Source organism: Burkholderia sp. HI2761, from assembly GCF_002223355.1.
GTDB lineage: Bacteria > Pseudomonadota > Gammaproteobacteria > Burkholderiales > Burkholderiaceae > Burkholderia.
The window spans coordinates 1,530,104-1,553,761 of the sequence record NZ_NKFN01000007.1 but is presented as its reverse complement, the minus strand read 5'-3'; the positions used below and the strand labels follow the sequence as shown (position 1 = coordinate 1,553,761).

The 23,658-nt window shown below is 67.6% G+C and carries 22 protein-coding genes and 1 pseudogene; 9 read left to right on the top strand and 14 right to left on the bottom strand.

Going from position 1 to position 23,658, the window contains the following annotated elements; translation table 11 throughout:
• Positions 1 to 20 precede the first annotated feature (20 nt).
• The 3 genes from glmS (at position 21) to CFB46_RS24650 (ending at position 4,226) form a co-directional block, all read left to right on the top strand.
• The gene (gene glmS, locus CFB46_RS24660) at positions 21 to 1,844 is read left to right on the top strand and encodes a glutamine--fructose-6-phosphate transaminase (isomerizing) (RefSeq protein ID WP_089501586.1); all 1,824 of its coding nucleotides are present in this window, start codon (positions 21 to 23) and stop codon (positions 1,842 to 1,844) included.
• Entirely contained in the window at positions 1,841 to 3,109 is a 1,269-nt protein-coding gene (locus CFB46_RS24655; protein ID WP_089501585.1) for a hypothetical protein, read from the top strand. The genes glmS and CFB46_RS24655 overlap by 4 nt, the downstream gene beginning before the upstream one ends.
• 280 nt (positions 3,110 to 3,389) lie before the next feature.
• On the top strand, positions 3,390 to 4,226 hold the full coding sequence (locus CFB46_RS24650; RefSeq protein WP_027782769.1) for a c-type cytochrome: 837 nt from the start codon (positions 3,390 to 3,392) through the stop codon (positions 4,224 to 4,226).
• 29 nt (positions 4,227 to 4,255) lie between these two features.
• Here the strand turns inward: CFB46_RS24650 and CFB46_RS24645 are convergent, their stop codons facing one another.
• The 3 genes from CFB46_RS24645 to CFB46_RS24635 are packed head-to-tail and all read right to left on the bottom strand — an operon-like array spanning position 4,256 to position 7,208.
• A complete protein-coding gene (locus tag CFB46_RS24645) occupies positions 4,256 to 5,506 on the bottom strand; it encodes a Zn-dependent hydrolase (protein ID WP_227789600.1) in 1,251 nt (416 codons plus the stop codon).
• Positions 5,499 to 6,023 (bottom strand): L-2-amino-thiazoline-4-carboxylic acid hydrolase, encoded by a 525-nt coding sequence (locus CFB46_RS24640; RefSeq protein WP_089501584.1) that lies wholly within the window; start codon positions 6,021 to 6,023, stop codon positions 5,499 to 5,501. Before CFB46_RS24640 ends, CFB46_RS24645 begins: the two co-directional genes overlap by 8 nt.
• A gap of 18 nt (positions 6,024 to 6,041) precedes the next feature.
• Entirely contained in the window at positions 6,042 to 7,208 is a 1,167-nt protein-coding gene (locus CFB46_RS24635; protein WP_089501583.1) for a branched-chain amino acid ABC transporter substrate-binding protein, read from the bottom strand.
• A gap of 177 nt (positions 7,209 to 7,385) precedes the next feature.
• On the opposite strand from CFB46_RS24635, the gene CFB46_RS24630 reads away from it, so the two are divergent.
• From CFB46_RS24630 to ahpF, 4 genes are all read left to right on the top strand, one after another.
• Positions 7,386 to 8,282: a LysR substrate-binding domain-containing protein gene (locus CFB46_RS24630; protein ID WP_089501582.1), complete on the top strand. Its 897-nt coding sequence runs from the start codon at positions 7,386 to 7,388 to the stop codon at positions 8,280 to 8,282.
• Between the two features lie 109 nt (positions 8,283 to 8,391).
• The gene (locus CFB46_RS24625) at positions 8,392 to 8,601 is read left to right on the top strand and encodes a CopG family transcriptional regulator (protein WP_089501581.1); all 210 of its coding nucleotides are present in this window, start codon (positions 8,392 to 8,394) and stop codon (positions 8,599 to 8,601) included.
• A 137-nt stretch (positions 8,602 to 8,738) separates the two neighbouring features.
• A complete protein-coding gene (gene ahpC / locus CFB46_RS24620; RefSeq protein ID WP_027782763.1) occupies positions 8,739 to 9,302 on the top strand; it encodes an alkyl hydroperoxide reductase subunit C in 564 nt (187 codons plus the stop codon).
• A gap of 117 nt (positions 9,303 to 9,419) precedes the next feature.
• Positions 9,420 to 11,018 (top strand): alkyl hydroperoxide reductase subunit F, encoded by a 1,599-nt coding sequence (gene ahpF, locus CFB46_RS24615; protein WP_089501580.1) that lies wholly within the window; start codon positions 9,420 to 9,422, stop codon positions 11,016 to 11,018.
• Positions 11,019 to 11,113: 95 nt separating this feature from the next.
• On the opposite strand, the gene CFB46_RS24610 is transcribed toward ahpF, so the two are convergent.
• From CFB46_RS24610 to CFB46_RS24575, 8 genes are all read right to left on the bottom strand, one after another.
• Entirely contained in the window at positions 11,114 to 11,914 is an 801-nt protein-coding gene (locus CFB46_RS24610) for an extensin (RefSeq protein ID WP_089501579.1), read from the bottom strand.
• 161 nt (positions 11,915 to 12,075) lie between these two features.
• Positions 12,076 to 12,630 carry a carboxymuconolactone decarboxylase family protein gene (locus CFB46_RS24605; RefSeq protein WP_072436524.1) on the bottom strand — a complete coding sequence of 185 codons (555 nt, stop codon included), beginning with the start codon at positions 12,628 to 12,630 and terminating at the stop codon, positions 12,076 to 12,078.
• A gap of 36 nt (positions 12,631 to 12,666) precedes the next feature.
• Positions 12,667 to 14,001 (bottom strand): aspartate aminotransferase family protein, encoded by a 1,335-nt coding sequence (locus tag CFB46_RS24600; RefSeq protein WP_089501578.1) that lies wholly within the window; start codon positions 13,999 to 14,001, stop codon positions 12,667 to 12,669.
• Positions 14,002 to 14,016: 15 nt separating this feature from the next.
• Positions 14,017 to 15,066: a C45 family autoproteolytic acyltransferase/hydolase gene (locus CFB46_RS24595; protein ID WP_089501577.1), complete on the bottom strand. Its 1,050-nt coding sequence runs from the start codon at positions 15,064 to 15,066 to the stop codon at positions 14,017 to 14,019.
• A gap of 20 nt (positions 15,067 to 15,086) precedes the next feature.
• Complete coding sequence (gene glnQ, locus CFB46_RS24590; protein WP_179235111.1) at positions 15,087 to 15,815, bottom strand: glutamine ABC transporter ATP-binding protein GlnQ; 729 nt, start codon at positions 15,813 to 15,815, stop codon at positions 15,087 to 15,089.
• Positions 15,812 to 16,468, bottom strand: coding sequence for a glutamine ABC transporter permease GlnP (gene glnP, locus CFB46_RS24585; RefSeq protein ID WP_027782756.1), 657 nt, complete (start codon positions 16,466 to 16,468; stop codon positions 15,812 to 15,814). The genes glnQ and glnP overlap by 4 nt, the downstream gene beginning before the upstream one ends.
• Positions 16,469 to 16,534: 66 nt before the next feature.
• Positions 16,535 to 17,287, bottom strand: coding sequence for a glutamine ABC transporter substrate-binding protein GlnH (gene glnH / locus CFB46_RS24580; protein WP_027782755.1), 753 nt, complete (start codon positions 17,285 to 17,287; stop codon positions 16,535 to 16,537).
• Between the two features lie 373 nt (positions 17,288 to 17,660).
• The gene (locus CFB46_RS24575) at positions 17,661 to 18,032 is read right to left on the bottom strand and encodes an MAPEG family protein (RefSeq protein ID WP_027782754.1); all 372 of its coding nucleotides are present in this window, start codon (positions 18,030 to 18,032) and stop codon (positions 17,661 to 17,663) included.
• 304 nt (positions 18,033 to 18,336) lie between these two features.
• Here CFB46_RS24575 and alr point away from each other — a divergent pair, with 304 nt between their 5' ends.
• Positions 18,337 to 19,458: an alanine racemase gene (alr, locus tag CFB46_RS24565; RefSeq protein WP_089501574.1), complete on the top strand. Its 1,122-nt coding sequence runs from the start codon at positions 18,337 to 18,339 to the stop codon at positions 19,456 to 19,458.
• A gap of 160 nt (positions 19,459 to 19,618) precedes the next feature.
• Here the strand turns inward: alr and CFB46_RS24560 are convergent, their stop codons facing one another.
• Positions 19,619 to 20,413 (bottom strand): enoyl-CoA hydratase, encoded by a 795-nt coding sequence (locus CFB46_RS24560; protein ID WP_089502332.1) that lies wholly within the window; start codon positions 20,411 to 20,413, stop codon positions 19,619 to 19,621.
• 185 nt (positions 20,414 to 20,598) lie between these two features.
• Positions 20,599 to 22,021 (bottom strand): annotated as a pseudogene (locus CFB46_RS36775) (MFS transporter).
• 138 nt (positions 22,022 to 22,159) lie between these two features.
• Here CFB46_RS36775 and CFB46_RS24550 point away from each other — a divergent pair.
• Entirely contained in the window at positions 22,160 to 23,038 is an 879-nt protein-coding gene (locus tag CFB46_RS24550; protein ID WP_179235110.1) for a LysR family transcriptional regulator, read from the top strand.
• A 20-nt stretch (positions 23,039 to 23,058) separates the two neighbouring features.
• Here the strand turns inward: CFB46_RS24550 and CFB46_RS24545 are convergent, their stop codons facing one another.
• On the bottom strand, positions 23,059 to 23,517 hold the full coding sequence (locus tag CFB46_RS24545; protein ID WP_089501572.1) for a DUF3592 domain-containing protein: 459 nt from the start codon (positions 23,515 to 23,517) through the stop codon (positions 23,059 to 23,061).
• Positions 23,518 to 23,658: the final 141 nt, after the last annotated feature.

Sequence of the window (23,658 nt, the reverse complement as noted above, 5' to 3'; positions counted from 1 at the left end):
TCCTGGAGACGAGGTGAATCATGTGCGGAATCGTCGGAGCAAGCGGCCTGAACAATCAGGTGCCGCAACTGGTCAATGCGTTGAGCCGGCTCGAATATCGCGGCTACGATTCGTGCGGCATCGCCGTGCAGGGTGATGGCCGCCTGCGCAGCGAACGCACGCTGCGGCGCGTGACGGACCTGCAGGATCGCGTGCTGACGCTCGGTCTCGAAGCGCAGACCTGCATCGCGCATACGCGCTGGGCGACGCACGGCGCGCCGTCGGAAATGAACGCGCACCCGATCATGTCGGGCGACACGATCGCCGTCGTGCACAACGGGATCATCGAGAACCACGATACGTTGCGCGCCGAACTGCGCGAACGCGGCTATACGTTTCGCGGGCAGACCGACACCGAGGTCATCGCGCACCTGATCCACAGTCTCTATCGAGACGACCTGTTCGACGCGGTGGTGCGCGCCGTCAAACGGCTGCACGGCGCGTACGCGATCGCGGTGCTCGGCGCGCGCGAGCCGCAGCGCCTCGTCGCCGCGCGCGCCGGCTCGCCGCTCGTGATCGGCATCGGCGCCAAGCAGAACTACCTCGCGTCCGACTGCGCGGCGCTCGGCGACCTGACCGACCGCTTCGTGTACCTGGAGGACGGCGACGTCGCGCTGATCACGCCGGAGCGCATCGCCGTGGTCGATGCGGGCGGACAGGAAGCGCGGCGCCCGTTGTGCGAAGTGAAGGCGCGCGCGGACGACGCCGCGCTCGGCCCGTACCAGCACTTCATGCAGAAGGAAATCTTCGAGCAGCCGAAGGCGATCGCCAGCACGCTCGACGGCATCGACACGATCTCGCCGGCGCTGTTCGACGCGACGGAAGGCACGCACGCGCAACTGTCGCGGGTGAGAAGCGTGCTGCTGCTCGGCTGCGGCACCAGTTACTATGCGGGCCTGACCGCGAAGTACTGGCTCGAAAGCATCGCGGGCGTGCCCGCCCAGGTCGAGATCGCCAGCGAATTCCGTTACCGCGACACGGTGGCCGATCCGCGCACGCTCGTCGTCGGCATCTCGCAGTCTGGCGAAACGGCCGATACCATCGGCGCGATCGAGCAGGCGCGCGCGATGGGGCAGGACCTGTCGATGGCGATCTGCAACGTCGCGACCAGCACGATCGCGCGCAACGCGCCGCTGCGGTTCCTGACGCGGGCCGGCACCGAGCTCGGCGTCGCGTCGACCAAGGCGTTCACTACGCAGCTCGTCGCGCTGTTCGTGCTGACGCTGACGCTCGCGCAACTGCGCGGCCGGCTCGATGCCGCGCAAGTCGCGACGCACCTGAAGCAGTTGCACGCGCTGCCCGACCGCATCGGCCACGCGCTCGCGCTGGAAACGCAGATCATGGGCTGGGCCGCGAAGTTCGCCCGCACCGAGAACGCGCTGTTCCTCGGGCGCGGCATCCATTTCCCGATCGCAATGGAAGGCGCGCTGAAGCTCAAGGAAGTGTCGTACATCCATGCGGAAGGCTATGCGGCCGGCGAGCTGAAGCACGGGCCGCTCGCACTCGTCACGAGCGCGATGCCGGTGGTCACGATCGCGCCGGACGATCGCCTGTTCCAGAAGCTGAAATCCAACATGGCCGAGGTGCGTGCGCGCGGCGGCCGGCTCTACGTGCTGGCCGGCAATCAGCTCGAAATCGACGCCGACCGCGACACGCACCTGATCCGCGTGCGCGAATCGGGCGACCTGCTGTCGCCGATCGTCAACGTGATTCCGCTGCAACTGCTCGCGTATCACGTCGGCTGCGCGCGCGGCGCCGACGTCGACAAGCCGCGCAACCTCGCGAAATCGGTGACCGTCGAATGAGGCGGCGAACGCGCCCGGTACGGGCGGTCATGCGGCTGGCCGCGGCCGTGCTCTGCGGCGCGGGCGGCCTCGGCGCGGCGCCGCCGGCCCTCGCCGGCGCGCCGGCCGTGCATACGGTCACCGTGTCGAGCGCCCCGTCGTCGTCGCAGGACACCGGCGACCCGCGGCGCTTCATGCACGGCATCGGCGTGGCCGACGCCGGCGACGGCAAACGCTGGGTGTTCTTCAGCAGCTCGGGCGTCGCGCCGCGTGGTGCGCTGCGCAGCGGCAACTGGCCGCACGACGTGTACGTCGGCGAATGGCAGCCCGACAAGCCGCGCGTGCTGCACGTCCGCACGTTCATCAGCCGCCCCGAGGCGCAGGAACCCGTATCGATCGCGCAGAACGCGCACGGCGACATCTTCGTCACGTTCGAGGACGGCTGGGACACGCCGCAGGAAGTCAGCCAGCGCTACGGCGTCTACCGCCGCGACCTGAAGCCGATCAAGCCCTACCCGAACGACGTCGAATCGGGCGGCCATTCGGGGCATGTCGCGACGGTCGGCGACCGTTTCGTCGTGTTTTATTCGGCCGACTGGGTCGACGGCGGCGGCGTCGACAACCTCGGCAGCGGCAACGGCGTCTACCTGAAAACCTACGACGCGGCCGGGCGCGTGCTGAACCATGTCGCGGTCGCGCCGCACCGCCGCGAGTGGTGGCCCGTGATCGCGGGCTCGCCGCGCAACGCGCTGCTCGTGTGGCAGAAGTTCATCGAAGGCAGCACGAACGCAACGCTCGAATACGCGATGTTCGATCCGGTCACCGCGAAGCTGGAAAAACTCGGATCGCTGAACGACGCAGTCCAGTATTACGTGTATTCAGCCGCCTATGTGCCGGAGATCGACCGTTTCATCGTCGTCACGACGACAGCGGACGATCGCGGCGTCGCGATGCTGATCGCCCCGGACGGCCGCCGCACGGCGACGCTCGATTGCCTGCCCGCTTCGGTGCGCGAATCGGGCATCGGCGTCGCCGGCACGCACGCGTATGTGCCGACCCGCGACGGGCGGCTGCTGACGCTCGCGCTTGCGCCGGCGGACATTGCGGTGAGCGGCGTGCAGCGCTCGCCGATTCCGTGGGGCTCGACCGGCATCGCCGGTTTCCCGGCGCGAGGCACGGCGATGCATTTCGTATCGCTGACGCCGTCGGGGGTACGAGAAGCCGATTTCGAACCGGAGCAACGCACGCCGATATCGAAGAACGAAGTGTCGTGTTCGAGTCACTGACGGCAGTCCGGTAACGCAACGTCGCGAACGTGCGCAGACCGCGTGTCGCCATCGGCCCCCCGCCTTCCCTGGTCCGAAACGCGTTACGCCAACACCGCGCTCATTCAGCCGCCAGGTGGCCGGGCGCGGTGTTGCGGGCCTGTTCGAGCATGACCGCCGCGCCTTTGCGCGCCGAATTCGCCAGCGCCGCCCGTACCGGATAGACTGTCGCCCGATTCCTTCCATCGGCCGCGGCGTCCCGCCTCCTGCCGCCGCCGGAACGCCCCTTCCCGGAGAACGAATGCTGAAGCGCCAGTGGTTTTCGCTCGTGCTGCTGACGGTTTGCCTGCTCGGGCAACGCGCGTCGGCCCAGTCCACGCTCGAACTCGACACCGACGGCACGGCCCGCGCCCTCACCCGACAGACGCTGCTCGCCCGGACGGACGCGACCGACATCCACGTGCCGCGCGACATCGCGTACGGCCGGCCGATGACGTTCCGCGCGGTGCCGTTCGCCGCGCTGCTCGGCGACACGCCGCTGCCGGCCGACGGCGTGCTCGAAACGCGCGCGGCCGACGGTTTCGCCGCGCAACTGCCGCTCGATCTCGTGCGCCGCCGCGCGCCGGCCGGCGCGATCCCGTGGCTCGCGATCGAGGATCCGGCCCATCCGTGGCCGAAGCTGCCCGGCAAGCAGGTCAGCGCGGGGCCGTTCTATCTCGTCTGGCTCGGGCCGGACGCGTCGTCGGTGCGTGGCGAGCAGTGGCCCTACCAGATCGTGCGCATCACGATCGAATCGTCGCCGCTCGCGCGCTGGCCGTCGCTCGCCGTCGATGCCGCGTTGCCCGCGAACGACCCGGCGCGCGCGGGCCAGCACCTGTTCGTCACGCAATGTCTCGCGTGTCACCGCATCGACGGCGCGGGCAGCAGCCAGGCCGGCCCGGATCTGAACGCGCCGATGAACCCGGTCGACTACTTTCAGCCCGCCGCGTTGCGCCGCTACATCCGCAACCCTGCGTCGGTGCGCGACTGGCCGGGCCGCCGCATGCCGGCGTTTCCGCCCGATCAGTTGAGCGACCGGGAGCTTGACGAGATCGTCGCGTATCTCGCGTACATGGCGCGCCGCAAGGCCGGCAAGTAAGCCGCGCGCCGGTTACCCGCCCGTCGCGCTTACGCTTCCTGCGCACTCTGCAGCACCGCGCGCAACAGCACGTCGGCGCCGGCCGTCGCCCATTCCGGCGTAATCGCTTCGGCCTCGTTGTGGCTCAGCCCGTCGACGCACGGCACGAAGATCATGCCGGTCGGCGCGACACGCGCGACATAGCACGCGTCATGGCCCGCGCCGGACACGATGTCCATGTGCGGCAGCCCGAGCGCGCGGGCCGCGTCTCGCACCGTGTCGATGCAGCGCGGCGCGAACGGTATCGGCGCATACGTGAATATCTGCTCGATCTGCGCGCCGAGGCCGGTTTCGTCGGCCATGCGCGCGAGTTCCGCGCGCAGCGCCGCGTCCAGTTCATCGAGTACCGCATCGTCGGGGTGACGGAATTCGACCGTGAAAAAGCAGCCGCCCGGCACCGTGTTGCGCGAATTCGGCCGCGCGTCGATCATCCCGACCGTTGCGCGCGCATCCGGTGCGTAACGGCGGCCGAGCACTTCGACGAACGAGATCATCCGCGCCGCGCCGACCAGCGCGTCGCGACGGAACGCCATCGGCGTCGTGCCCGCGTGCGCGTCGACACCGGTGAGCGTCACCTCGTACCAGCGCTGCCCCTGCCCGGCCGTCACGACGCCGATCGTCTTGCCGGCCCGCTCGAGAATCGCGCCCTGCTCGATATGCAGTTCGTACGCCGCGTGCACTGGATAGCCGCCGACCGGCTCCGCGCCCGCGTAGCCGATCCGTTCGAGCTCCTCGCCGATCGTGCGGCCTGCGCCGTCGGTGCGCGACAGGCCATATTCGAGCGTGTAGACGCCCGAGAACACGCCGGCCGACACCATCGCCGGCGCGAAGCGCGATCCTTCCTCGTTGGTCCAGATCACGACGTCGATCGGGCGCTCGGTCTCGATCCCCGCGTCGTTCAGCGCGCGCACGACTTCGAGCCCGCCGAGCACGCCGTAGATGCCGTCGTAGCGGCCGCCGGTCGGCTGCGAATCGGCGTGCGAGCCAGTCATCACCGGTGCGGCGTCGGGATTGCGGCCCGCGCGGCGCGCGAACACGTTGCCCATCCGATCGACGCGCACTGTGCAGCCAGCGTCGCGCGCCCACTGCACGAACAGGTCGCGCGACTCGCGGTCGAGATCGGTCAGCGCGAGACGGCAGACGCCGCCCTTTGGCGTCGCGCCGATCCGCGCCATCCGTTCGAGCGACGCCCACAGGCGGTCGCCGTCGACGCGCGGCATGGTCACGGTGGTGTCATGCATCGCCGTTCTCCGGCGCACCTTGCAGCGCATAGCGGAAGTCGCAGCGCTTGCCGCCCTGCATGATCGTGCTCGTGCGCGTGAGCGCGATGTCCGGCGCATAGCCCTGGATGAAATAGCTGTCGCGCGCGCAGCTCAGCAGGTGCCCGATCTCGCCGAGCCCCATCGCGTGATACATCTCCGCGTAGCTGCAGCGATGCACGTCGTAATCGTAGTGCGCGTCGTCCGCGCGCCGCACCTCGACGTCGAGCGCATCGTCCTTCTCCCACAGCACCTGCAGCGCGATGAACGACTTCACGCTCGTGCCGCCCGGCTCCTGCGCGGCGAACGTGCGGCCCGCGTCGACGGCCGCGCCGCGCACGGCTTCGGCGATCACGGCCTGCGCGCGCTCGGCGCCGAACTCGCGCTTCATGATCTCGTAGATCGGCTTGATGATTTCCGCTTCGATGCGGCGCCGCGCGAGGATGCCGAGGCGCGGGTCCTCGGGTGTGGCGGCGGATGTCGGGTTCGCTTCGGTCATGGGGATCGTCTTTATCGTTTACTTGGTTGCGGTACGCGAGCCGCCGAGCACGTCGACGACGGCCCACTTGCCGCCGCGCACCTGGTAGATCGTGAAGGCCGGATCCTTCAGGTTGCCTTCGCCGTCGAACGCGATGCGTCCCGTCACGCCGGGCCGCTCGATTGCGCGCACGGCCGCGACCAGCTTCGCCGGCTGGGTCGTGCCGGCCTTCTGCGCGGCCGCGATCAGCGTGGCGGCGGCGTCGTACGCGAAGGGCGCATGCAGCTCGATCGGCGCGTGAAAGCGTGCCCGGTATTGCGTGTCGAACGCCTTGCCGCCCGGCATCCGGTCGAGCGGCAGGCCCGGCTCGAGCGCCGTCACGCCGTCGCCGTCCTTGCCGGCGAGCGACAGGAAGGTCTGGCTCACGAAGCCGCCCGCGCCGAGCAGCGGCGCGTTCACGCCGAGCTGGCGCATCCGGCGCGCGATCGGTGCGGCCTGCGCATCGAGGCCGCCGAAGAACACGAGATCCGCGCGCTTGCCCTTGATCGCGGTCAGCACGCCGCTGAAGTCGGTCGTCTTGTCGTTCACGTACTGGCGATCGACGATCGTGCCGCCGTTCGCCTGCACGCCCTTGATGAACTGGTCGGCCAGCCCCGCGCCGAACGACGTGCGATCGTCGATCACCGCGATGCGCTTCGCGTTCAGCTTCTTCACCGCGTACGCACCGGTGAAGTTACCGCCCGCATCGTCGTGCCCCATGATGCGGAACGCCGTCGGATAGCCCTGCTGCGTGTATTGATGGCCGGTGGAAGCCGGGGCGATCTGCGGGATGCCCGCATCGCGGTACACGCGCGACGCCGGCACGCTGCAGCCCGTGTTCCAGTGCCCGACGACGCCGATCACGTGCTGGTCGACGAGCTGCTGCGCGACCGCGACGGCCGTGCGCGGGTCGGACTGGTCGTCGGCCGCGACGAGCTTGTAGACGACCGGCTTGCCGCCGATGGTCGGATGCTTCGCATTCGCGTCGTCGATCGCGAGTTGCGCGCCGTTCTGCAGATCCTTGCCGATCCGCGCGGACGGGCCGGTAAGCGGCGCGGCGAGACCGATCAGGACCGTCTGCGGCGCGGACTGTGCGAACGCGGGAACGGAGGCGACCAGGGCGGCCGCCGAGAAAGCGAGACTGGCGGGAAGAAAAGCGATTTTCATATGCGGGGGATCGGGAGTCGAATCAAAACATGAAAAATATTAAATATTCAACACCCAAACCCCAAATACCCAATCGTTGGATGCTTATACCGTTCCTGACAGATTAGCGTACATCACTGTAAATGCAGGATATTTTCATGTTGTCGCTTACCCTGACTTTTCGATAAAATTCGATACATGAAAAATATAGAACAATTGCCGCACGATCCGCCGCTGCGCGCGGTGCGTGCGTTCGAAGCATTCGCGCGCCTCGGCTCGGTCACCGCGGCGGCGGGCGAACTCGACATCACGCCGTCGGCGGTCAGCCACCAGCTGCAACTGCTCGAAGCGTTCATCCAGACGCCGCTGACGGTGCGCGAGGGCCGGCTGCTCGCACTCACCGACGAAGGACGCGACTACTACCGCTCCATCAGCGCCGCGTTCTCGGTGCTGCGCAGCGCGACGCGCTTCGTGCGCGACCGTTCGTCGCTGCGGCAGATCACCGTCAGCCTGATTCCGCTGCTCGGCATCGGCTGGTTCATTCCGCGGCTCCACGCGTTCCTGGCCGACAACACGGACGTCGACGTGACCGTGCTGTACGCGCATCACCGCAACTACCGAAGCGATGCGTCGGACCTGTCGATCCGCTTCGGCACCGGCGACTGGCCCGGCTACCGCTGCGAGCGACTGCTGCCGGGCGCGATGGTGCCGATGTGCAGTCCATCATTCCTGAAGCGTCACGGGCCGTTCCGCACGCCGGTCGATCTCGCGCGCGCGCCGCTCGTGCACGACGAGGATCGCAGCACGTGGGTCAACTGGCTGCAGGGCGCCGGCGTGCGGCACGTGTCGCACGCGGTGGGGCCGATGTTCGAGGATGGCCAGCTCACGCTGAGCGCCACGCGCGCGGATCTGGGCGCCGCGCTGTTGCGCGCGCCGCTGGTCGAGCGCGAGCTGGCGAACGGCGAGCTCGTGAAGCTGTTCGATCATGTGCTTGACGACGGGCGCGACTACTACCTGTGCACGCGCGAGGAAGCGGACATGCCGGACGGCGCGCGGCGGCTCGCGGCGTGGTTGCGGAAGATGGCGGGGATTTGAGCAGGCCGGGCCGCCGCTACGCTGTCGGCCTGCTTATCAGGAAATGCCGCGACCTTGCCCTTCCTCTGCCGGATAGCCAGGATGGGCGTGTCACCTAACGGAGGTTGCAATGACCAGAGTTCCCATCGATCTGTCGGATGACCAGCACGCGGTGCTGACCAGCATCGCGGCGATCAATGGCAGTTCCCCGGCCGAGCTCATCCGCGATGCAATCGATGCGTATATCGCCCAGCACGCGGTGACACTCGCTGACGATGTGTTCGGTCTATGGAAGGGCCGCGCGGTCGTCGATCTGGACAGACTGCGCTCGGAATGGTGAAAAGCCCACCCAATCAAGGGCCGGAAGCAGATAGGAATTTCCGATGCCGCGGATTGAAACAAGCAATTTCACAACTTCAGGGTGAACCCGGATACTGGCAACACTCCACTCACCACTGAAGCAAAGGAAATCACCAGATGCCGATCATCAACACCCAAATCAAGCCGTTCAAGGCAACCGCTTACCACAACGGCGATTTCGTGACCGTGTCCGACGAGAACTTCAAGGGCAAGTGGTCCGTCGTCGTGTTCTACCCGGCCGACTTCACGTTCGTCTGCCCGACCGAACTGGGCGACCTCGCCGACCGTTACGCGGAATTCCAGAAGCTGGGTGTCGAAATCTACGGCGTGTCGACCGACACGCACTTCACGCACAAGGCATGGCACGACACGTCGGACACGATCGGCAAGATCAAGTATCCGATGATCGGCGATCCGACGCTCACGCTGTCGCGCAACTTCGACGTGCTGATCGAGGAAGAAGGGATGGCGCTGCGCGGCACGTTCGTGATCAACCCGGAAGGCGAGATCAAGCTGTGCGAAATCCACGACAACGGCATCGGCCGCGACGCGGGCGAACTGCTGCGCAAGGTGCAGGCGGCGCAATACATCGCGGCGCACCCGGGTGAAGTGTGCCCGGCCAAGTGGACGCCGGGCGCGGAAACGCTGACCCCGTCGCTGGACCTGATCGGCAAGATCTGACGATCGCTGCGCGCCTCGCACGAGGCGCGCGACGGCGGGCCGCCGCATCGCGCGGCCCGCGCCCTCCTCCGGCACGACGTGCCCGACCATAATTATCAATACGGAATCCGAAACGCCATGCTCGACGCCAATCTCAAGACTCAACTGAAAGCGTACCTCGAAAAGATCACGCGCCCGATCGAACTCGTCGCCTCGCTCGACGACAGCGCGAAATCGCAGGAACTGCATGCGCTGCTGAACGAGATTGCGTCGCTGACGGATCGCGTGACCGTAACCGAACGCCGCGACGACGCCGAGCGCAAGCCGTCGTTCTCGATCGGCGAGCCCGGCAAGCCGGCCGGCATCCGTTTCGCCGGCATCCCGATGGGCCATGAATTCACGTCGCTCGTGCTCGCGCTGCTGCAGACGGGCGGCCACCCGATCAAGCTCGACGACGACGTGATCGAACAGATTCGCGCGCTCGACGGCGACTACGCATTCGAGACGTATTTCTCGCTGTCGTGCCAGAACTGCCCGGAAGTCGTGCAGGCGCTGAACGTGATGTCGCTGATCAACCCGCGCATCCGCCACGTCGCGATCGACGGCGCGCTGTTCCAGGATGAAGTCGAGTCGCGCCAGATCATGGCCGTGCCGACGATGTTCCTGAACGGCGCATCGTTCGGCCAGGGCCGCAGCAGCGTGAAGGAAATCCTCGCGAAGCTCGATACGGGCGCCGGCGAGCGCGCCGCGAAGTCGCTCGAAAACAAGCCGGTGTTCGACACGCTGATCGTCGGCGGCGGCCCTGCAGGCGCAGCCGCGGCAATCTACTCGGCGCGCAAGGGTATCGCGACGGGTGTGGTCGCCGAGCGTTTCGGCGGCCAGGTACTCGATACGATGGCGATCGAAAACTTCGTGTCGGTACAGGAAACCGAAGGGCCGAAGTTCGCGACCGCGCTCGAGCAGCACGTGAAGCAGTACGACGTCGACATCATGGACGTGCAGCGCGCCGACGCGCTGATTCCGGGCGACGTGCACCAGATCCGCCTCGCGAACGGCGCGGTGCTGAAGGCGAAGACGATCATCCTGGCGACCGGCGCGCGCTGGCGCGAAATCAACGTGCCGGGCGAGCGCGAATACCGCAATCGCGGTGTCGCGTACTGCCCGCACTGCGACGGCCCTCTGTTCAAGGGCAAGCGCGTCGCGGTGGTCGGCGGCGGCAACTCGGGCGTCGAGGCCGCGATCGACCTCGCGGGCATCGTGAAGGAAGTCACGCTGATCGAATTCGGCGCGCAACTGCGCGCGGACGAAGTGCTGCAACGCAAGCTGCGCAGCCTGCCGAACGTGACGATCGTCACGCAGGCGCAGACGACCGAGCTGACCGGCGACGGCAGCAAGCTGAACGGGCTCGTCTACAAGGATCTGCGCTCGGGCGAAACGCAGCGCATCGAGCTCGAAGGCGTGTTCGTGCAGATCGGCCTCGTGCCGAACACGGAATGGCTGAAGGGTACGGTCGAACTGTCGAAGCACGGCGAGATCGTCGTCGATGCGCGCGGTGCGACGTCGGTGCCGGGCGTGTTCGCGGCCGGCGACGTGACGACGGTGCCGTTCAAGCAGATCGTGATCGCGGTCGGCGAAGGTGCGAAGGCGTCGCTCGGCGCGTTCGACCATCTGATCCGGCAGGACGTGACGCCGGTGGCAACCGCGCAGCCGCAGGCCGAAGAAGCGGTCGCCGCGTAACGCACGTCAGCCCGACGACATCAAAGTTTGTCTCTCTTGGCCCCGCATGCCTTGGTCGGCGTGCGGGGTCCTTTTTATGCCGAGGCCGATTGCGATTACTTGGTCGCGGTCGGGCCGCCGGTCGCCGGCACGGGGGTCGTCGTCTTGATATGGCTCGACTCCCTGACCAGCTGCTCGGTCATCGCGGCGGCTACCGGATTCGCGCCGGACGACGCACTTCCCTGCCGGTACGAACCGACGCTCGCCGACGTCGACGGCATGGATGAGATCGGCGGCGGCGGCAACGACGGGTCGAGCTTCGCCGATTCCCTGACGAGCGCGGCCGTCTCCGGCGTTTCGGATTTTGTCGCGGTCTGCGCGGTCTGCGCGGCCGGGGCGGCGGCTGCGTGGCGTTCGAGGCCGTCGCGCTTGCGCGGCGCACGTTGCGTGACCTGCGCGGGCGCAACCGACTGAGCAGGCTTGGCGGCCGGGGCCGGGGCTGGCGGCGGCGCCGATGGGGTCGAATCCTGCGCATCAACCGTCACGACGGTAACCTTCGGCGGCGGTGCGGCCGGCTTCGCTACCGGTTGCGGCTTGTCGCTAACCATCGGAACCGCTGGAGCAGGCGCGGCGCCGACGCGCGCGGTTGCTGCCGGCGCTGGCGTGGGTGCGGAGGGAGGCGGCGCTGCAGCCGCCTGTTTCGGGGCCGTCGCGGCGGCCGGTGCCGGCGGCGCAATGGCGCCCTGCACCGCGTGATCGTTGCCCGCGGGCGCCGCGGCAACGGGCGCGGCTGTATCGCCGATGCCGGCGTCTTCGATCGCGCGATGGTCCGCGCGCAGGAGCATCACGTACGCAGTGCCGGCCGCGGCTACCAGGAGCCCGCCGGCGATCATCATGGTTTTACGGGTACTCGTCATGCTTGCTCACCGATCATATCGACGTGAACAAGCCATCATACGCGGCCATCGGCCGTTGATCCCGCAGGAATACATTTGGTTGCATTGACGTCGGCACGCGTCGGCAACGCGTTCGTCAGACGTATCGCCACCGCTGTTCCGGCACGATCAACCCACGGCCGTTACTCCGGAAACGGCAAATCGGTTTGCCCGTCCGCACGCATGCCGAACGTGTTCAGTGTCATCGCGACGAGCGCGTAGTAGCCGAGCAGCGCGACGAGATTCACGACGGTTTCATGGCCGAAGCGGGCTTCCGCACGCGCGAACGTCGCGTCGCTCACCCGCCGCGTGTCGTACAGCTCGCTCGCGAACGCATGGATCAGCGCATCGTCGTCCGATTCGAATGCGGGTTCGACGCCGCGCCGGATCGCGTCGGCCGTCGCGGCCGGTACACCCGCGTCGAGCGCGATCGGATGGTGGATGTGCCACTCGGCCTGCGAGCGCCAGCGCGCGGCCGTCACGAGAATCGCGAGTTCCGACAGCCGCAACGGCAGGCCCGTGCGATAGCGGCAGAACGCGCCGAGCTTCTGCGCGTGCTGGGCCAGCTCGGGGCTCGCGATCCAGCCGAGGAACGGCCCGTTCAGGTTGCCGCGCGGGCCGCTGAGGATGTCCGCAAGCACGGCCTTCTGTGCGTCGGTGGCCGATGCGGGATCAAAAGGAGGCAGTCTGTCTGTCATGGTGATGATCGGATGAGGTTCAGTACAACGATGCCGTCACGCACGCACCGACGCGAGCGCCGCGTCGATCGCGCCGGACAACCGCTCGACGATCGCATCGATCTGCTGCGCGGTGCAAACGAACGGCGGCGCGATCAGGATGTGATCGCCGTGCACGCCGTCGATCGTCCCACCCATCGGATACACCATCAACCCGCGCTGCATCGCTTCGCGCTTGACCGCCGCATGCAGCTTCAGCGCGGGATCGAAGGTCGCCTTGGTGTCGCGATCGCGCACGAGTTCGACGCCGACGAACAGTCCGCGGCCGCGCACGTCGCCGACATGCGGATGCGCGCCGTAGTGCTCGCGCAACGACGCGCGCAGTTGCTCGCCGCGCGCCTTCACGTTGTCGAGCAGCTTCTCGTCCGCGATCACGCGCTGCACTTCGAGCGCGGCCGCGCACGCGGTCGCGTGGCCGAGGTAGGTGTGACCGTGCTGGAAGAAGCCCGAGCCGTCGACGATCGTCCGGTAGATACGGTCGCTCACCAGCGTCGCACCGATCGGTTGATAGCCCGCACCGAGCCCTTTCGCGATCGTCAGCAGATCGGGCGCGACGCCGTCTTCGTCGCACGCATACAGGTAGCCCGTGCGCCCCATCCCCGACATGATCTCGTCGAGAATCAGCAGCACGCCGTACTTGTCGCACACCGCGCGAATCTTCTTCAGGTAGGTACGCACCGGCGGCACCGCGCCGGCCGTGGCGCCCACCACCGTTTCCGCGACGAACGCCGCGACGTTTTCCGCGCCGAGTTCGACGATCTTGTGTTCGAGCTCGTCCGCGAGCCGCTGCGCATACGCTTCGTCGGTTTCACCCGCCAACTGGTCGCGGTATGCATAGCACGGGCTCACGTGATGCGCTTCGATCAGCAGCGGCAGGAACGGCTCGCGCCGCCACGCGTTGCCGCCGATCGCGAGCGCGCCGAGCGTGTTGCCGTGATAGCTCTGGCGACGGGCGATGAAATGATGCCGCTGCGGCTCGCCCTTCTCGACAAAATACTGGCGCGCGAGCTTCAGCGCGGCCTCGATCGCCTCGGACCCGCCCGACACGAAGTACACATGCTCGAGCCCGGCCGGCGCTGCATCGACGAGCCGGTCGGCCAGCTCCTCGGCCACGTCGGTCGTGAAGAACGACGTATGCGCGTACGGCAATTGCTGCGCCTGCCGCTTGATCGCGTCGATCACGCGCTGGTTGCTGTGGCCGAGACACGATACGGCCGCACCGCCGCACGCGTCGATATAGCGTTTGCCGGTCGAATCGATGATCTCGATGCCGTCGCCAGCGACGGCGACGGGCAAGGTGGCGCGCGGAGCGCGATGAAAAACGGTCGTCATGCGTGGCCTCATGGATCAGGATGCGCGATGTGCGCGTCCGGACGGCACGATGCGCGTCGCGAAGCGCTGCGTGCCGTGTTGATGGACGGTGAAGTCGATCGCGGTGTCGTGAATCGCGAACACCGCGGTCGCCAGCGTGTTTTCGTCGTCGGGGTCGGCCGGATCGTCGCGATAGATCGGCAGTCCTTCCGGCGCACGATCGCCGAGCACGCGCAGCAGCGCGGCTTCGTCGATCGCGTCGATGCCGGGCGTGAGCGCGTCGACGCGTCGCTGGCGGTCGGCCGACGATTGCGTGACGATCTGCGCTTCCTCGTCGCAACCGGGATGCACCAGGTGATTCGCATGGCCCGCAAGCCATGCGACGTCGACGACCGAACAGCGTGCGACGCTCGCTTCGATACTCAGCACGCGCGTGTCGCCGGTCGCGCCGAGCGTGTGATGAAAGCCGCTCGCGCGCGCATGCGTGCGCAGCACGTCGGCGGCCGCGTCGAGCGACGTCGCGTCGAGCACCGCCCGCGCAAGAATCATGCGCGGCACGCCCGGCGCCGGCGTGCGGATGCGCAGGTTGTTGATCGCCTGCGCGACGCCCGCGCGGTTCGCGGCGAACGTATGCCCCGGCAGCGAACCGGGGTAATAGAAACTGATGAACCCGGGCTTGCCCGCCGGTTGCACGTCGACGAGCAGGCAACGTTCGCGCAGGTACGGATCGCCGTCCTCGTTGTGCGCGATCCAGCGCGTGCCGTCCGCGCCGCGCGCGGCGAGCGTCGTGCAGCCGTCCGGTGCGTTGTGAATCAGCTCGCCGCGGCAATTCCACAGAAAAATGTCCTCGGCCGGCCAGCCGACACCCGCCGCGATCCCGTCGAGTTCCGCGACGAGGTCGGGGTACGCGGCCAGCGCGGCCTGCCGCAGCGCATCGACGAACGGATGGCCGCGCCAGCGGCGCACGGCCTGCCATGCACTGCTCTGCTGCATGTACGTATCGAACACGGGACGGGCAAGCTCGCCGAGGCGCACGCCGATGTCGAACGGCGTGCCGGCGATGACGGGAGAAAGGGAAAGCGGCATGTCGGATGTTTCGGTTTCGTTCAGGACACGTGTTTCAGGAATTCCTTCAGGCGCGGTGTCGGCGGCCGGTCGATCAGGTCGACCGGATGGCCGTCCTCGGCGATGCCGCCCTGGTCCATGAACAGCAGCCGCGTGCCGACCCGCTTCGCAAAGCCGATCTCGTGCGTGACGACGATCATCGTCATCCCTTCGGTCGCGAGATCCTGCATCACTTTCAGCACTTCGTGGCGCAATTCCGGATCTAGCGCGGAGGTAGGCTCGTCGAACAGCATCAGCCGCGGCCGGATCGCCAGCGCACGCGCGATCGCGACGCGCTGCTGCTGGCCGCCCGACAGCTCCGGCGGGTAATGATTCGCGCGCGATTCGAGGCCGACCTTGTCGAGCAGCGCCATCGCCTGATCGCGCGCCTCGGCGCGCGACGCGCCACGCACCTGCATCGGCCCGAACATCACGTTCTCGAGCGCGGTCATTTGCGGAAACAGGTTGAACTGCTGGAACACCATGCCGGCTTCGAGCCGGATGTTGCGGATCGTCGTCGCATTGCCGCGCACGCTCTGGCCGTCGACCAGCAGCTCGCCCCCGGTGATTTTCTCGAGCGCGTTGATACAGCGCAGCATCGTCGATTTGCCCGAGCCCGACGGGCCGACCACGACGACCACCTCACCCGCGTCGATCTTCAGGTCGATGTTCTTCAGCACCGGTACATGGCCGAAGCTCTTCGACACGTTCTGGAATTCGATCATGCTCATAAGATTTTCATCCGCTTTTCGACGAGCCGAAGCGTCAACGTCATCGCGCCGGTCAGCAGCAGGTAAATGACGGCCACCGCACTCCAGATCTCGACCGCCTGGAAATTGCCGGCGATGATCTCCTGCCCCTTGCGCGTCAGCTCGCCCACGCCGATCACGATGAACAGCGACGTGTCCTTCAGGCTCACGATGCACTGGTTGCCGAGCGGCGGAATCAGCCGCCGGAACGCCAGCGGCCCGACGATCTTCAACAGCACGCGCGGCATCGACAGCCCCATCGCGAGCCCCGCTTCCGTCAGTCCCTTCGGGATCGACAGCAGCGCGCCGCGCACCACCTCCGCGAGATACGCGCCGGAATTCACCGTGATCGCGATGATCGCGGCCGTCAGGCCGTCGATGCGGATATGCGCGAGCAGCGGCAATGCGAAATACAGGAACATCACCTGCACGACGATCGGCGTGCCGCGGATCAGTTCAATATAGACCTGTGCGAGCACGTTCATCGCCTTCGGTCCGTACGCGCGGAACATGCCCGCGATCATCCCGACGACGAAGCCGCCCACCAGCCCGAAAAGTGCGATGAACACCGTCAACCGGACCCCGTCCATCAGGTCCGGCAGCGCCGCCCAGATCGCCGACCAATCGAAATTCACTTGTCGCTCCCCGTTCGATTCAAGACCCGCGCGGCCCCGAGGCCGCGCGCTGTTGCGCCGTCACGCTCACATCTTCGGCGGCTCGGCGCCGAACCACTTCTTGTAGATCTGCGCGTAGCGGCCGTCGGCCTTGATCTTCACGAGCGACGCGTTGACCTTCGGCACGAGCGCGCTGCCCTTCGGGAAGCCGATCCCGTACTTGTCGCCGCTGACCGGCTGGCCCGCGACCTTCACCTTGCCCTTGCCTTCGTTGTTCACGAAGAACAGCACGTTCGGCGTGTCGTGCATCGCCGCGTCGACGCGGCCCGCCTCGAGCGCGAGATACGCCTGGTCGATGTTCGGGAACTGGCGGACCTCCTTCGGCTTCAGGTGCGCCTTGATCCAGTCGATCGTCGCGGTGCCCGTCTTCGCGGCGATCACCTTGCCGTTCAGGTCGTCGATCGACTTGATCGACGTATTGCCCGTTTGCACCATCGCGGCGAGCCCGCTGTCGTAATACGGCGCGGAGAAGTCGATCGCCTTCTTGCGCTCTTCCTTGATCGTCATCCCCGACAGCGCGACGTCGATGTTCTGCGTCTGCAGCGCCGGGATCAGGCCCGCGAAATCCATCGGCTGGATCGTGTATTTCCAGCCCTGGTCCTTCGCGATCTCGGCCCACAGGTCGAGATCGAAGCCGACGTACTTGTCGCCCTGCTTGAACTCGAACGGCATGAACGACGTATCGGTCCCGACGACGAGCGTCCTGGTGTCCGCGTGCGCGAGGCTGGCGCCGAGCGCGGCGACGACCGCGACGGCTTTCAGGAAGGAACGGCGACTCATGGTTTCTCTCCGCATGATTGAGCGATGTAACCGGCCGACGGGCCGGCGGAACGACGACATCAAGCCGCACCGCAACATGCGATGTTGAATTAGACCTTAGTGCAACAAGTGTTGTCAATGGCGATACTACGACAACAAAAAAGTCCGCAACAGATAAATGGATCGAGACAAACCCGCCCCCGCGGCGCGGATAGATCGGAAGAAAACGGGAGGACGGCGGCGCAGAACGCCCCGTCGGATCGCGCCGCGCCGATGGAGGGCGGCACAGGGAGAGAAGAGGTTGCGCCCGCATCCAACGACAGTCGGGCACGGGACACGGGCGGCGCCTGACGGGCCGGCTTGCACGGCCGGCCTCGCGTCACCGGTCGGCCGCTTACGGCGTCGCGAAGAACAGCGCGACGACGCACGCCATCCCGCCGAACCACACGAGCGAACGCAGCGACGCCCAGTTCAGCAGGTACATCAGCGCATAGACGATGCGGATCGCGACGAACGCGATCGCGAGCTGGTCGACGCGATGCACGTTCGCGCCGTTGTGCCACGCCACCACCAGTGCGGCCGTGAACAGCGCGAGCGCTTCCCACGCATTCTGATGCGCGGCCTGGGCGCGTGCGCGCCAGCCTTCGAGCTTCGCCAGGTACGCGCGCGGCGTGCGGTTGTCGTAACCCTTGCGAGCCTTGGCGAGAAACGTCATCGGGAACGGCAACAGCGCCACGATGAACAGGCACAGCTGGGACGTCGTCATCAAAAGTCTCCTCCGTTATGATTACATTGATCAATGACAAGATCGCCGAGAGCTTAGCATCGTGCCGTGCCGTTCGCGCACCGGTTTTCTAGACGGGAGACTCGGCCGCGCAGGCTGCGGAGGACGTCGCCCGGCTCGCAACGACGCCAAAATTTCCACCAAATCGTCGACAAATACGTTAATTAAAACTGGTCGAACACCAATAAGATAGCGATCGACACTGGCTTGATGCGCGATCGCGCCAAGCCTGCCGTTTCCCCGCGCGCCGCCGTGCGCCGAACGACATCCGACCCGAGCCCTTGCCATGCCCCGTCCCATCGTCGCCCATATCCGCCCTGACGCCGTCCGCCACAACCTCGACTTCATCCGCCGCACCGCCGCGCAATCGCGCGTGTGGGCCGTGATCAAGGCCAACGCGTACGGCCACGGCATCGAACGGATCTTCCCGGGCCTCGCGACCGCCGACGGCATCGCGCTGCTCGATCTCGACGAGGCCGTGCGCGTGCGCGAGCTCGGCTGGGACAAGCCCGTGCTGCTGCTCAAAGGGATCTTCGAGCCGGCCGACGTCGAGCTGGCCGATCGCCATCGGCTGACGGTCGCCGTGCACTGCGACGAACAGCTCGACCTGCTGATCGCCGCGAAGCCGCAGCAGCCGATCGACATCCAGCTCAAGATGAATTCCGGCATGAACCGGCTCGGCTACCGGCCGGCCGCGTTCAGCGACGCATGGGAACGCGCGGCGGGCGCGCCGTCGATCGGCAAGATCACGCTGATGATGCATTTCGCGAACGCCGACGAAGGCGAGGTCGACTGGCAGCTCGAACAATTCGACGCGACCACGGCCGGGATTCCGGGCGAGCGCTCGGTATCGAATTCGGCGGCCGTGCTGTGGCATCCGCGCGCGCACCGCGACTGGGTGCGGCCCGGCACGATCCTGTACGGCGCGTCGCCGACGGGCGCGTCGCGCCATATCGCCGACACGCCGCTGACGGCCGCGATGACGCTGACCAGCAAGATCATCGGCGTCCAGACGCTCGCGCCCGAAGAAACGGTCGGCTACGGCCGCCGCTTCACCGCCGACCGGCCGATGCGGATCGGCGTCGTCGCGTGCGGCTACGCGGACGGCTATCCGCGCCACGCGCCGACCGGCACGCCGATCGCGGTGGACGGCGTGATGACGCGCGTCATCGGCCGCGTGTCGATGGACATGCTGACCGTCGACCTGACGCCGTGTCCGAACGCAGGCATCGGCGCGAGCGTCGAGCTGTGGGGCGACCAGGTGAAGGTGGACGATGTCGCGGAAGCCAGCGGTACGATCGGCTACGAGCTGATGTGCGCGCTCGCGCGCCGCGTGCCGGTCGTGATCGTGCCGCCCGGCGCGTCGACCGTGCAGCCGGCGCTGCGGACGGGCAGCTACGGACGCTGATCGACGTTGATGCGGCGGCGCTGCCGCGTCGCCATGCATGCCGCGTCACTTGCGGGCCGCCTCGGGCGGCCCGTTCGCATTCCGGCGGACGGGAAACGCGCGCCGGCAAAAACGCGTCATGGCCCTTCCGGCTCGTTCCCCGCCTGCTTCCGCCGACGCATCACGAACGCCACGTCGGCTTGCGCTTCTCGAGGAACGCGTCGATGCCCTCGCCCGCATCCTCTTCCATCATGTTGCGCGCCATCACGTCGCCCGCATACGCGTAGGCTTCGTCGAGCGGCAACTCGCGCTGGCGGTAGAACATCTGCTTGCCGACCCGCACCGCGGCCGGGCTCTTCGCGACGATATCCGCGACCTTGCGCGCGACGGCCGCATCGAGCGCGTCCTCGGGCACGGCTTCGTTGACGAGCCCCCATGCGGCGGCCGTCGCCGCATCGACGAAGCGCCCGGTCATCAGCATGTCGAATGCGCGCTTGGCCGTGACGTTGCGGCTCAGCGCGACGGCCGGCGTCGAGCAGAACAGCCCGACGTTGATGCCCGACACCGCGAAGCGCGCGGTATCGGCCGCGACCGCGAGGTCGCACGCGGCGACGAGCTGGCAGCCCGCCGCCGTCGCGATGCCGTGCACACGCGCGATCACCGGCACCGGCAACGCGCGCATCGCGAGCATCACGCGGCTGCACTGCGCGAACAGCGTGCGGTAGTAGTCGAGTTCGGGCTTGCCGCGCATCTGCCGCAAGTCGTGGCCGGCGCAGAACGCCTTGCCTTTGGCGGCCAGCACGACGCAGCGCACGTGCGGATCGGCGGCAAGCGTATCGAACGCATCGTGCAGGGCCGAGAGCATCGCTTCGGACAACGCGTTGAACTGCTGCGGGCGGTTCAGGCGCAGCGTGACGACGCCGTCGTGGGTGTCGCGCAGCAGGATCGGCTCGGCTGTCTCGTGAATGGGTTCCATGGTGTTCCGCTCGACGGGGTTCGACAGGATTCGATGCGGCGCGGCCGGACGGAAATCGCATCCGTCCGTTCGCGGCATCGTGACGAAATGGTCCTCCACATTCCGCACGGCGTCCAGCCGCGTCGCCGCACGCGCCTGCGCGGCACGCCTGCCGGCCGCTGCGCCGCGACCATGCCGCTCGCAGGTCAGTGGCGTCGTTGCGCGGCTTGCGCGCGACCTGCCGTCCTCGCCGCCAGCGCGGCAATCGCATAGGCGACGCACCCGAGCGCCGCGACGGCCCACAGCGCATCGGTCAGATCCGGCAGCAGTATCGTCGCGGCGCCTGCGACGGCCACGCCGAGCAGGCTGCCGGCCTGCCGTGCCGCGTTGAGGAACCCGGATGCCACGCCCGCTGCGTCGGCAGGCACCTGTTCGAGCACCGTCGCGATCATCGGCGCGACCGACAGCGCGGTCCCGGTGCCGAATGCGACCATGGCCGTCCAGACCACCGGCCACGGCGCGCGCAGCGCGAGCGCCATCGCGATCGCCGGAACGGCCAGCGCCGCCATCGCGAGGCCGCTTGCCATCAGCCTGACCGGTCGAACACGGTCATGCAGTTTTCCCGACAACAGATTGCCGAACGACAGACTCAGCGCGAACGGCAACAGCGTCAGCCCCGTCTGCCGCGCACTCATGCCGAAGCGCCCGTGCAGGTACAGGCTCAGCACGAACAGCAGCCCGAAGTAGCCGACATAGACGAGACTGCCCATCAGGTTCATCGCGACGAAGATGCGGTTGCGAAACCACGCGAGCGGCACCATCGGATGGCGGGCACGCCGCTCGACGACGACCAGCACGGCGGCGGCGAGCGCGGCGACCAGCAACGCGCACCGGACCTCCGTGGCGCCCGGCGCCGCGCGTCGGCAGTTCGATCACCGCGAAACACAGCGCACCGAGCGCCGCCGCACCGACGCACTGTCCGGCCCAGTCGAAGTGGCGCACATCGCGCACGACCGATGCCCGAACGAGCGCCGCCGCGCCGGCAAAGGCCAGCGCGCCGGTCGGCACGTTGATCAGGAACGCGCTGCGCCAGCCGAAATCGTCAACCAGGATACCGCCCAGCACCGGCCCCACTGAGACCGCGACCGACGCGATGCCGGCCCACACCGCGATCGCCCGCGCACGCTCGGCCGGCACGTCGAAGGTGCTGCGCACGATCGCGAGCGACGCAGGCAAGAAAAGCGCGGCGCCCATGCCCTGCACGAAGCGCGCGACCACGAGGATCGCCACCGACGACGCGACGCCGCAGGCCGCCGATGCAGCGACGAACAGCGCCAGCCCGGCGAGATACACGTGCTTCGCACCGAACCGGTCGGACAGCGCGCCGCCCGCGAGGATCAGCGCGGCGAAGCTGAGCGTATACGCGTCGACGATCCACGCGAGTTCCGCGACCGTCGCGCCAAGGCTCGTGCGCATCGCCGGCAGCGCCACGTTGACGATCGTCGAATCGAGTACCGCCATGAACATGCCGACCGCGACGAGTGCCAGCGTCCAGCGCTGCTCGCGCGCCGTCGGGCGGCTCGGTGCCGCCGCGGCGACGGGGACGGGAACGGAACGGCAATCGGACATGACACCTCCAGACAGATGCCGGAAGTCTAGGACCGGGCGCGCGATGCGGAAAAGTGATAACTTCGCATCGGTCTGATGCAGATTTGCATCATCCATTCCCCGCCCGTCGCCGCCTGCCCGATGACACAATCGCTCCGCATGAACTGGGACAACGCCCGCTTCTTCCTCGCGTTGGCGCGCACCGGCACGCTGCGCGGCGCCGCGGCGCAACTGAACGTCGATCAGGCGACGGTCGGGCGCCGGATCGCCGCGCTCGAGGACGAACTGTCGGCCCGGCTGTTTCTCCGCACACCGTCCCTCTACGTGCTGACGACCGCTGGCGAAGCGCTGCTCGAGCCGGCCGAAACGATGGAGCGGGCGTCGCTGACGATCGAACGCCGCGTGATGGGGCTCGACGAGCAACTGGCCGGATCCGTGCGCATCGCCACAACCGACTCGCTCGGCAAGCGTTTCGTCGTCCCCGCCATCGGCCGCTTGCGGCGCAGGCATGCCGGCATCGACGTCGTGTGCGTGACGTCGGCGGAAATCGCCAACCTCACGCGTCGCGAAGCGGATCTCGCGATTCGCACGTTGCGGCCGGAATCGCCGGACCTGATCGTCAGGCGGCTCGGGCATCTCGAAACGGGCATCTACGCATCGCGCCGTTACCTGGCCGAACGGGGCGAACCGGTCGCCGGTAGCGCGTTCGACGGGCACGATCTGGTGATGTACCAGCAACCGGTGGTGCCGACAATGTGGGACGCGCTGTGCGGCGAACCGACTTCGCGCGGCCGCGTGATGTTCCAGACGTCGTCAACGATGATGCTGGTGGAGGCCACGCTGGCGGGGCTCGGCATTGCGGAGCTGCCGTGCTTTCGCGCCGACACCGAGCCGGAACTGGTGCGCCTCATGGCGCGGCGGTGCAATCATTTCGACGTGTGGCTCGTCGCCCACGCCGATCTCTACAAGACCGCGCGCGTGCAGGCGGTGATCGAGGCCGTCGTCGACGAATTCGCAACTGCGGCGGCGGGCCGGTAGCCGGCTTCCGGGCCTCTACGTCAGCGCCCGGCCGCGTTCCGCCCCCTCCGCGATGTACGCACGCCCCGCCGCAATTGACCGACGCCGACGAGGAGAAACGCCGCCCCCATCGCGCCGAAAGTCAGCACGCCGCCCCAGATCGCACCGAACGTATCGATCCGCGCGGTCATCCTCGGCGCGTCCGGCGCATAGCGCACCTCGACCGTCGCGCCGTCCTGCACGCTGACGTCGCCGCCTTGCGGATATTCGACCTGCTCGCCCGCGAGCGTCGTAAACGCGATCTCCGGATGATGCGGGCCTGCATTCAGCTTGACGACCTTCCCCGGCACGACGACCGACGTTCGCAGGAACGCAAGCGTCGACTGCGCGTTCAGCGCGACGCCGATCAGCATGCACGTGCCCACGAGGGTAAAAACGACGCCCTTCGCGACCAGCATTCCGGTGTGCTGCGCAGCGGCTCGCCCGGATTCGGATGTCATCGGTTTCGTTCCGTTTCTGATGTTCGTCAATGCCGGGCGTGCGGTGCATGATGCACAGCCACGCCGCCCTCGGCATCCGGCAGGATACGAACATCCCGGCGCGCTGTAAATTGCGCACGCAACCGCGAGCCGGGCCCGCCG

What these genes read in the sequence shown, in the direction of transcription:
- glmS (WP_089501586.1), top strand. Translation starts at nt 21, where the DNA reads ATGTGCGGAATCGTCGGAGCAAGCGGCCTGAACAATCAGGTGCCGCAA.
- CFB46_RS24655 (WP_089501585.1), top strand. Translation starts at nt 1,841, where the DNA reads ATGAGGCGGCGAACGCGCCCGGTACGGGCGGTCATGCGGCTGGCCGCG.
- CFB46_RS24650 (WP_027782769.1), top strand. Translation starts at nt 3,390, where the DNA reads ATGCTGAAGCGCCAGTGGTTTTCGCTCGTGCTGCTGACGGTTTGCCTG.
- CFB46_RS24645 (WP_227789600.1), bottom strand. Translation starts at nt 5,506, where the DNA reads ATGCATGACACCACCGTGACCATGCCGCGCGTCGACGGCGACCGCCTG.
- CFB46_RS24640 (WP_089501584.1), bottom strand. Translation starts at nt 6,023, where the DNA reads ATGACCGAAGCGAACCCGACATCCGCCGCCACACCCGAGGACCCGCGC.
- CFB46_RS24635 (WP_089501583.1), bottom strand. Translation starts at nt 7,208, where the DNA reads ATGAAAATCGCTTTTCTTCCCGCCAGTCTCGCTTTCTCGGCGGCCGCC.
- CFB46_RS24630 (WP_089501582.1), top strand. Translation starts at nt 7,386, where the DNA reads ATGAAAAATATAGAACAATTGCCGCACGATCCGCCGCTGCGCGCGGTG.
- CFB46_RS24625 (WP_089501581.1), top strand. Translation starts at nt 8,392, where the DNA reads ATGACCAGAGTTCCCATCGATCTGTCGGATGACCAGCACGCGGTGCTG.
- ahpC (WP_027782763.1), top strand. Translation starts at nt 8,739, where the DNA reads ATGCCGATCATCAACACCCAAATCAAGCCGTTCAAGGCAACCGCTTAC.
- ahpF (WP_089501580.1), top strand. Translation starts at nt 9,420, where the DNA reads ATGCTCGACGCCAATCTCAAGACTCAACTGAAAGCGTACCTCGAAAAG.
- CFB46_RS24610 (WP_089501579.1), bottom strand. Translation starts at nt 11,914, where the DNA reads ATGACGAGTACCCGTAAAACCATGATGATCGCCGGCGGGCTCCTGGTA.
- CFB46_RS24605 (WP_072436524.1), bottom strand. Translation starts at nt 12,630, where the DNA reads ATGACAGACAGACTGCCTCCTTTTGATCCCGCATCGGCCACCGACGCA.
- CFB46_RS24600 (WP_089501578.1), bottom strand. Translation starts at nt 14,001, where the DNA reads ATGACGACCGTTTTTCATCGCGCTCCGCGCGCCACCTTGCCCGTCGCC.
- CFB46_RS24595 (WP_089501577.1), bottom strand. Translation starts at nt 15,066, where the DNA reads ATGCCGCTTTCCCTTTCTCCCGTCATCGCCGGCACGCCGTTCGACATC.
- glnQ (WP_179235111.1), bottom strand. Translation starts at nt 15,815, where the DNA reads ATGAGCATGATCGAATTCCAGAACGTGTCGAAGAGCTTCGGCCATGTA.
- glnH (WP_027782755.1), bottom strand. Translation starts at nt 17,287, where the DNA reads ATGAGTCGCCGTTCCTTCCTGAAAGCCGTCGCGGTCGTCGCCGCGCTC.
- CFB46_RS24575 (WP_027782754.1), bottom strand. Translation starts at nt 18,032, where the DNA reads ATGACGACGTCCCAGCTGTGCCTGTTCATCGTGGCGCTGTTGCCGTTC.
- alr (WP_089501574.1), top strand. Translation starts at nt 18,337, where the DNA reads ATGCCCCGTCCCATCGTCGCCCATATCCGCCCTGACGCCGTCCGCCAC.
- CFB46_RS24560 (WP_089502332.1), bottom strand. Translation starts at nt 20,413, where the DNA reads ATGGAACCCATTCACGAGACAGCCGAGCCGATCCTGCTGCGCGACACC.
- CFB46_RS24550 (WP_179235110.1), top strand. Translation starts at nt 22,160, where the DNA reads ATGAACTGGGACAACGCCCGCTTCTTCCTCGCGTTGGCGCGCACCGGC.
- CFB46_RS24545 (WP_089501572.1), bottom strand. Translation starts at nt 23,517, where the DNA reads ATGACATCCGAATCCGGGCGAGCCGCTGCGCAGCACACCGGAATGCTG.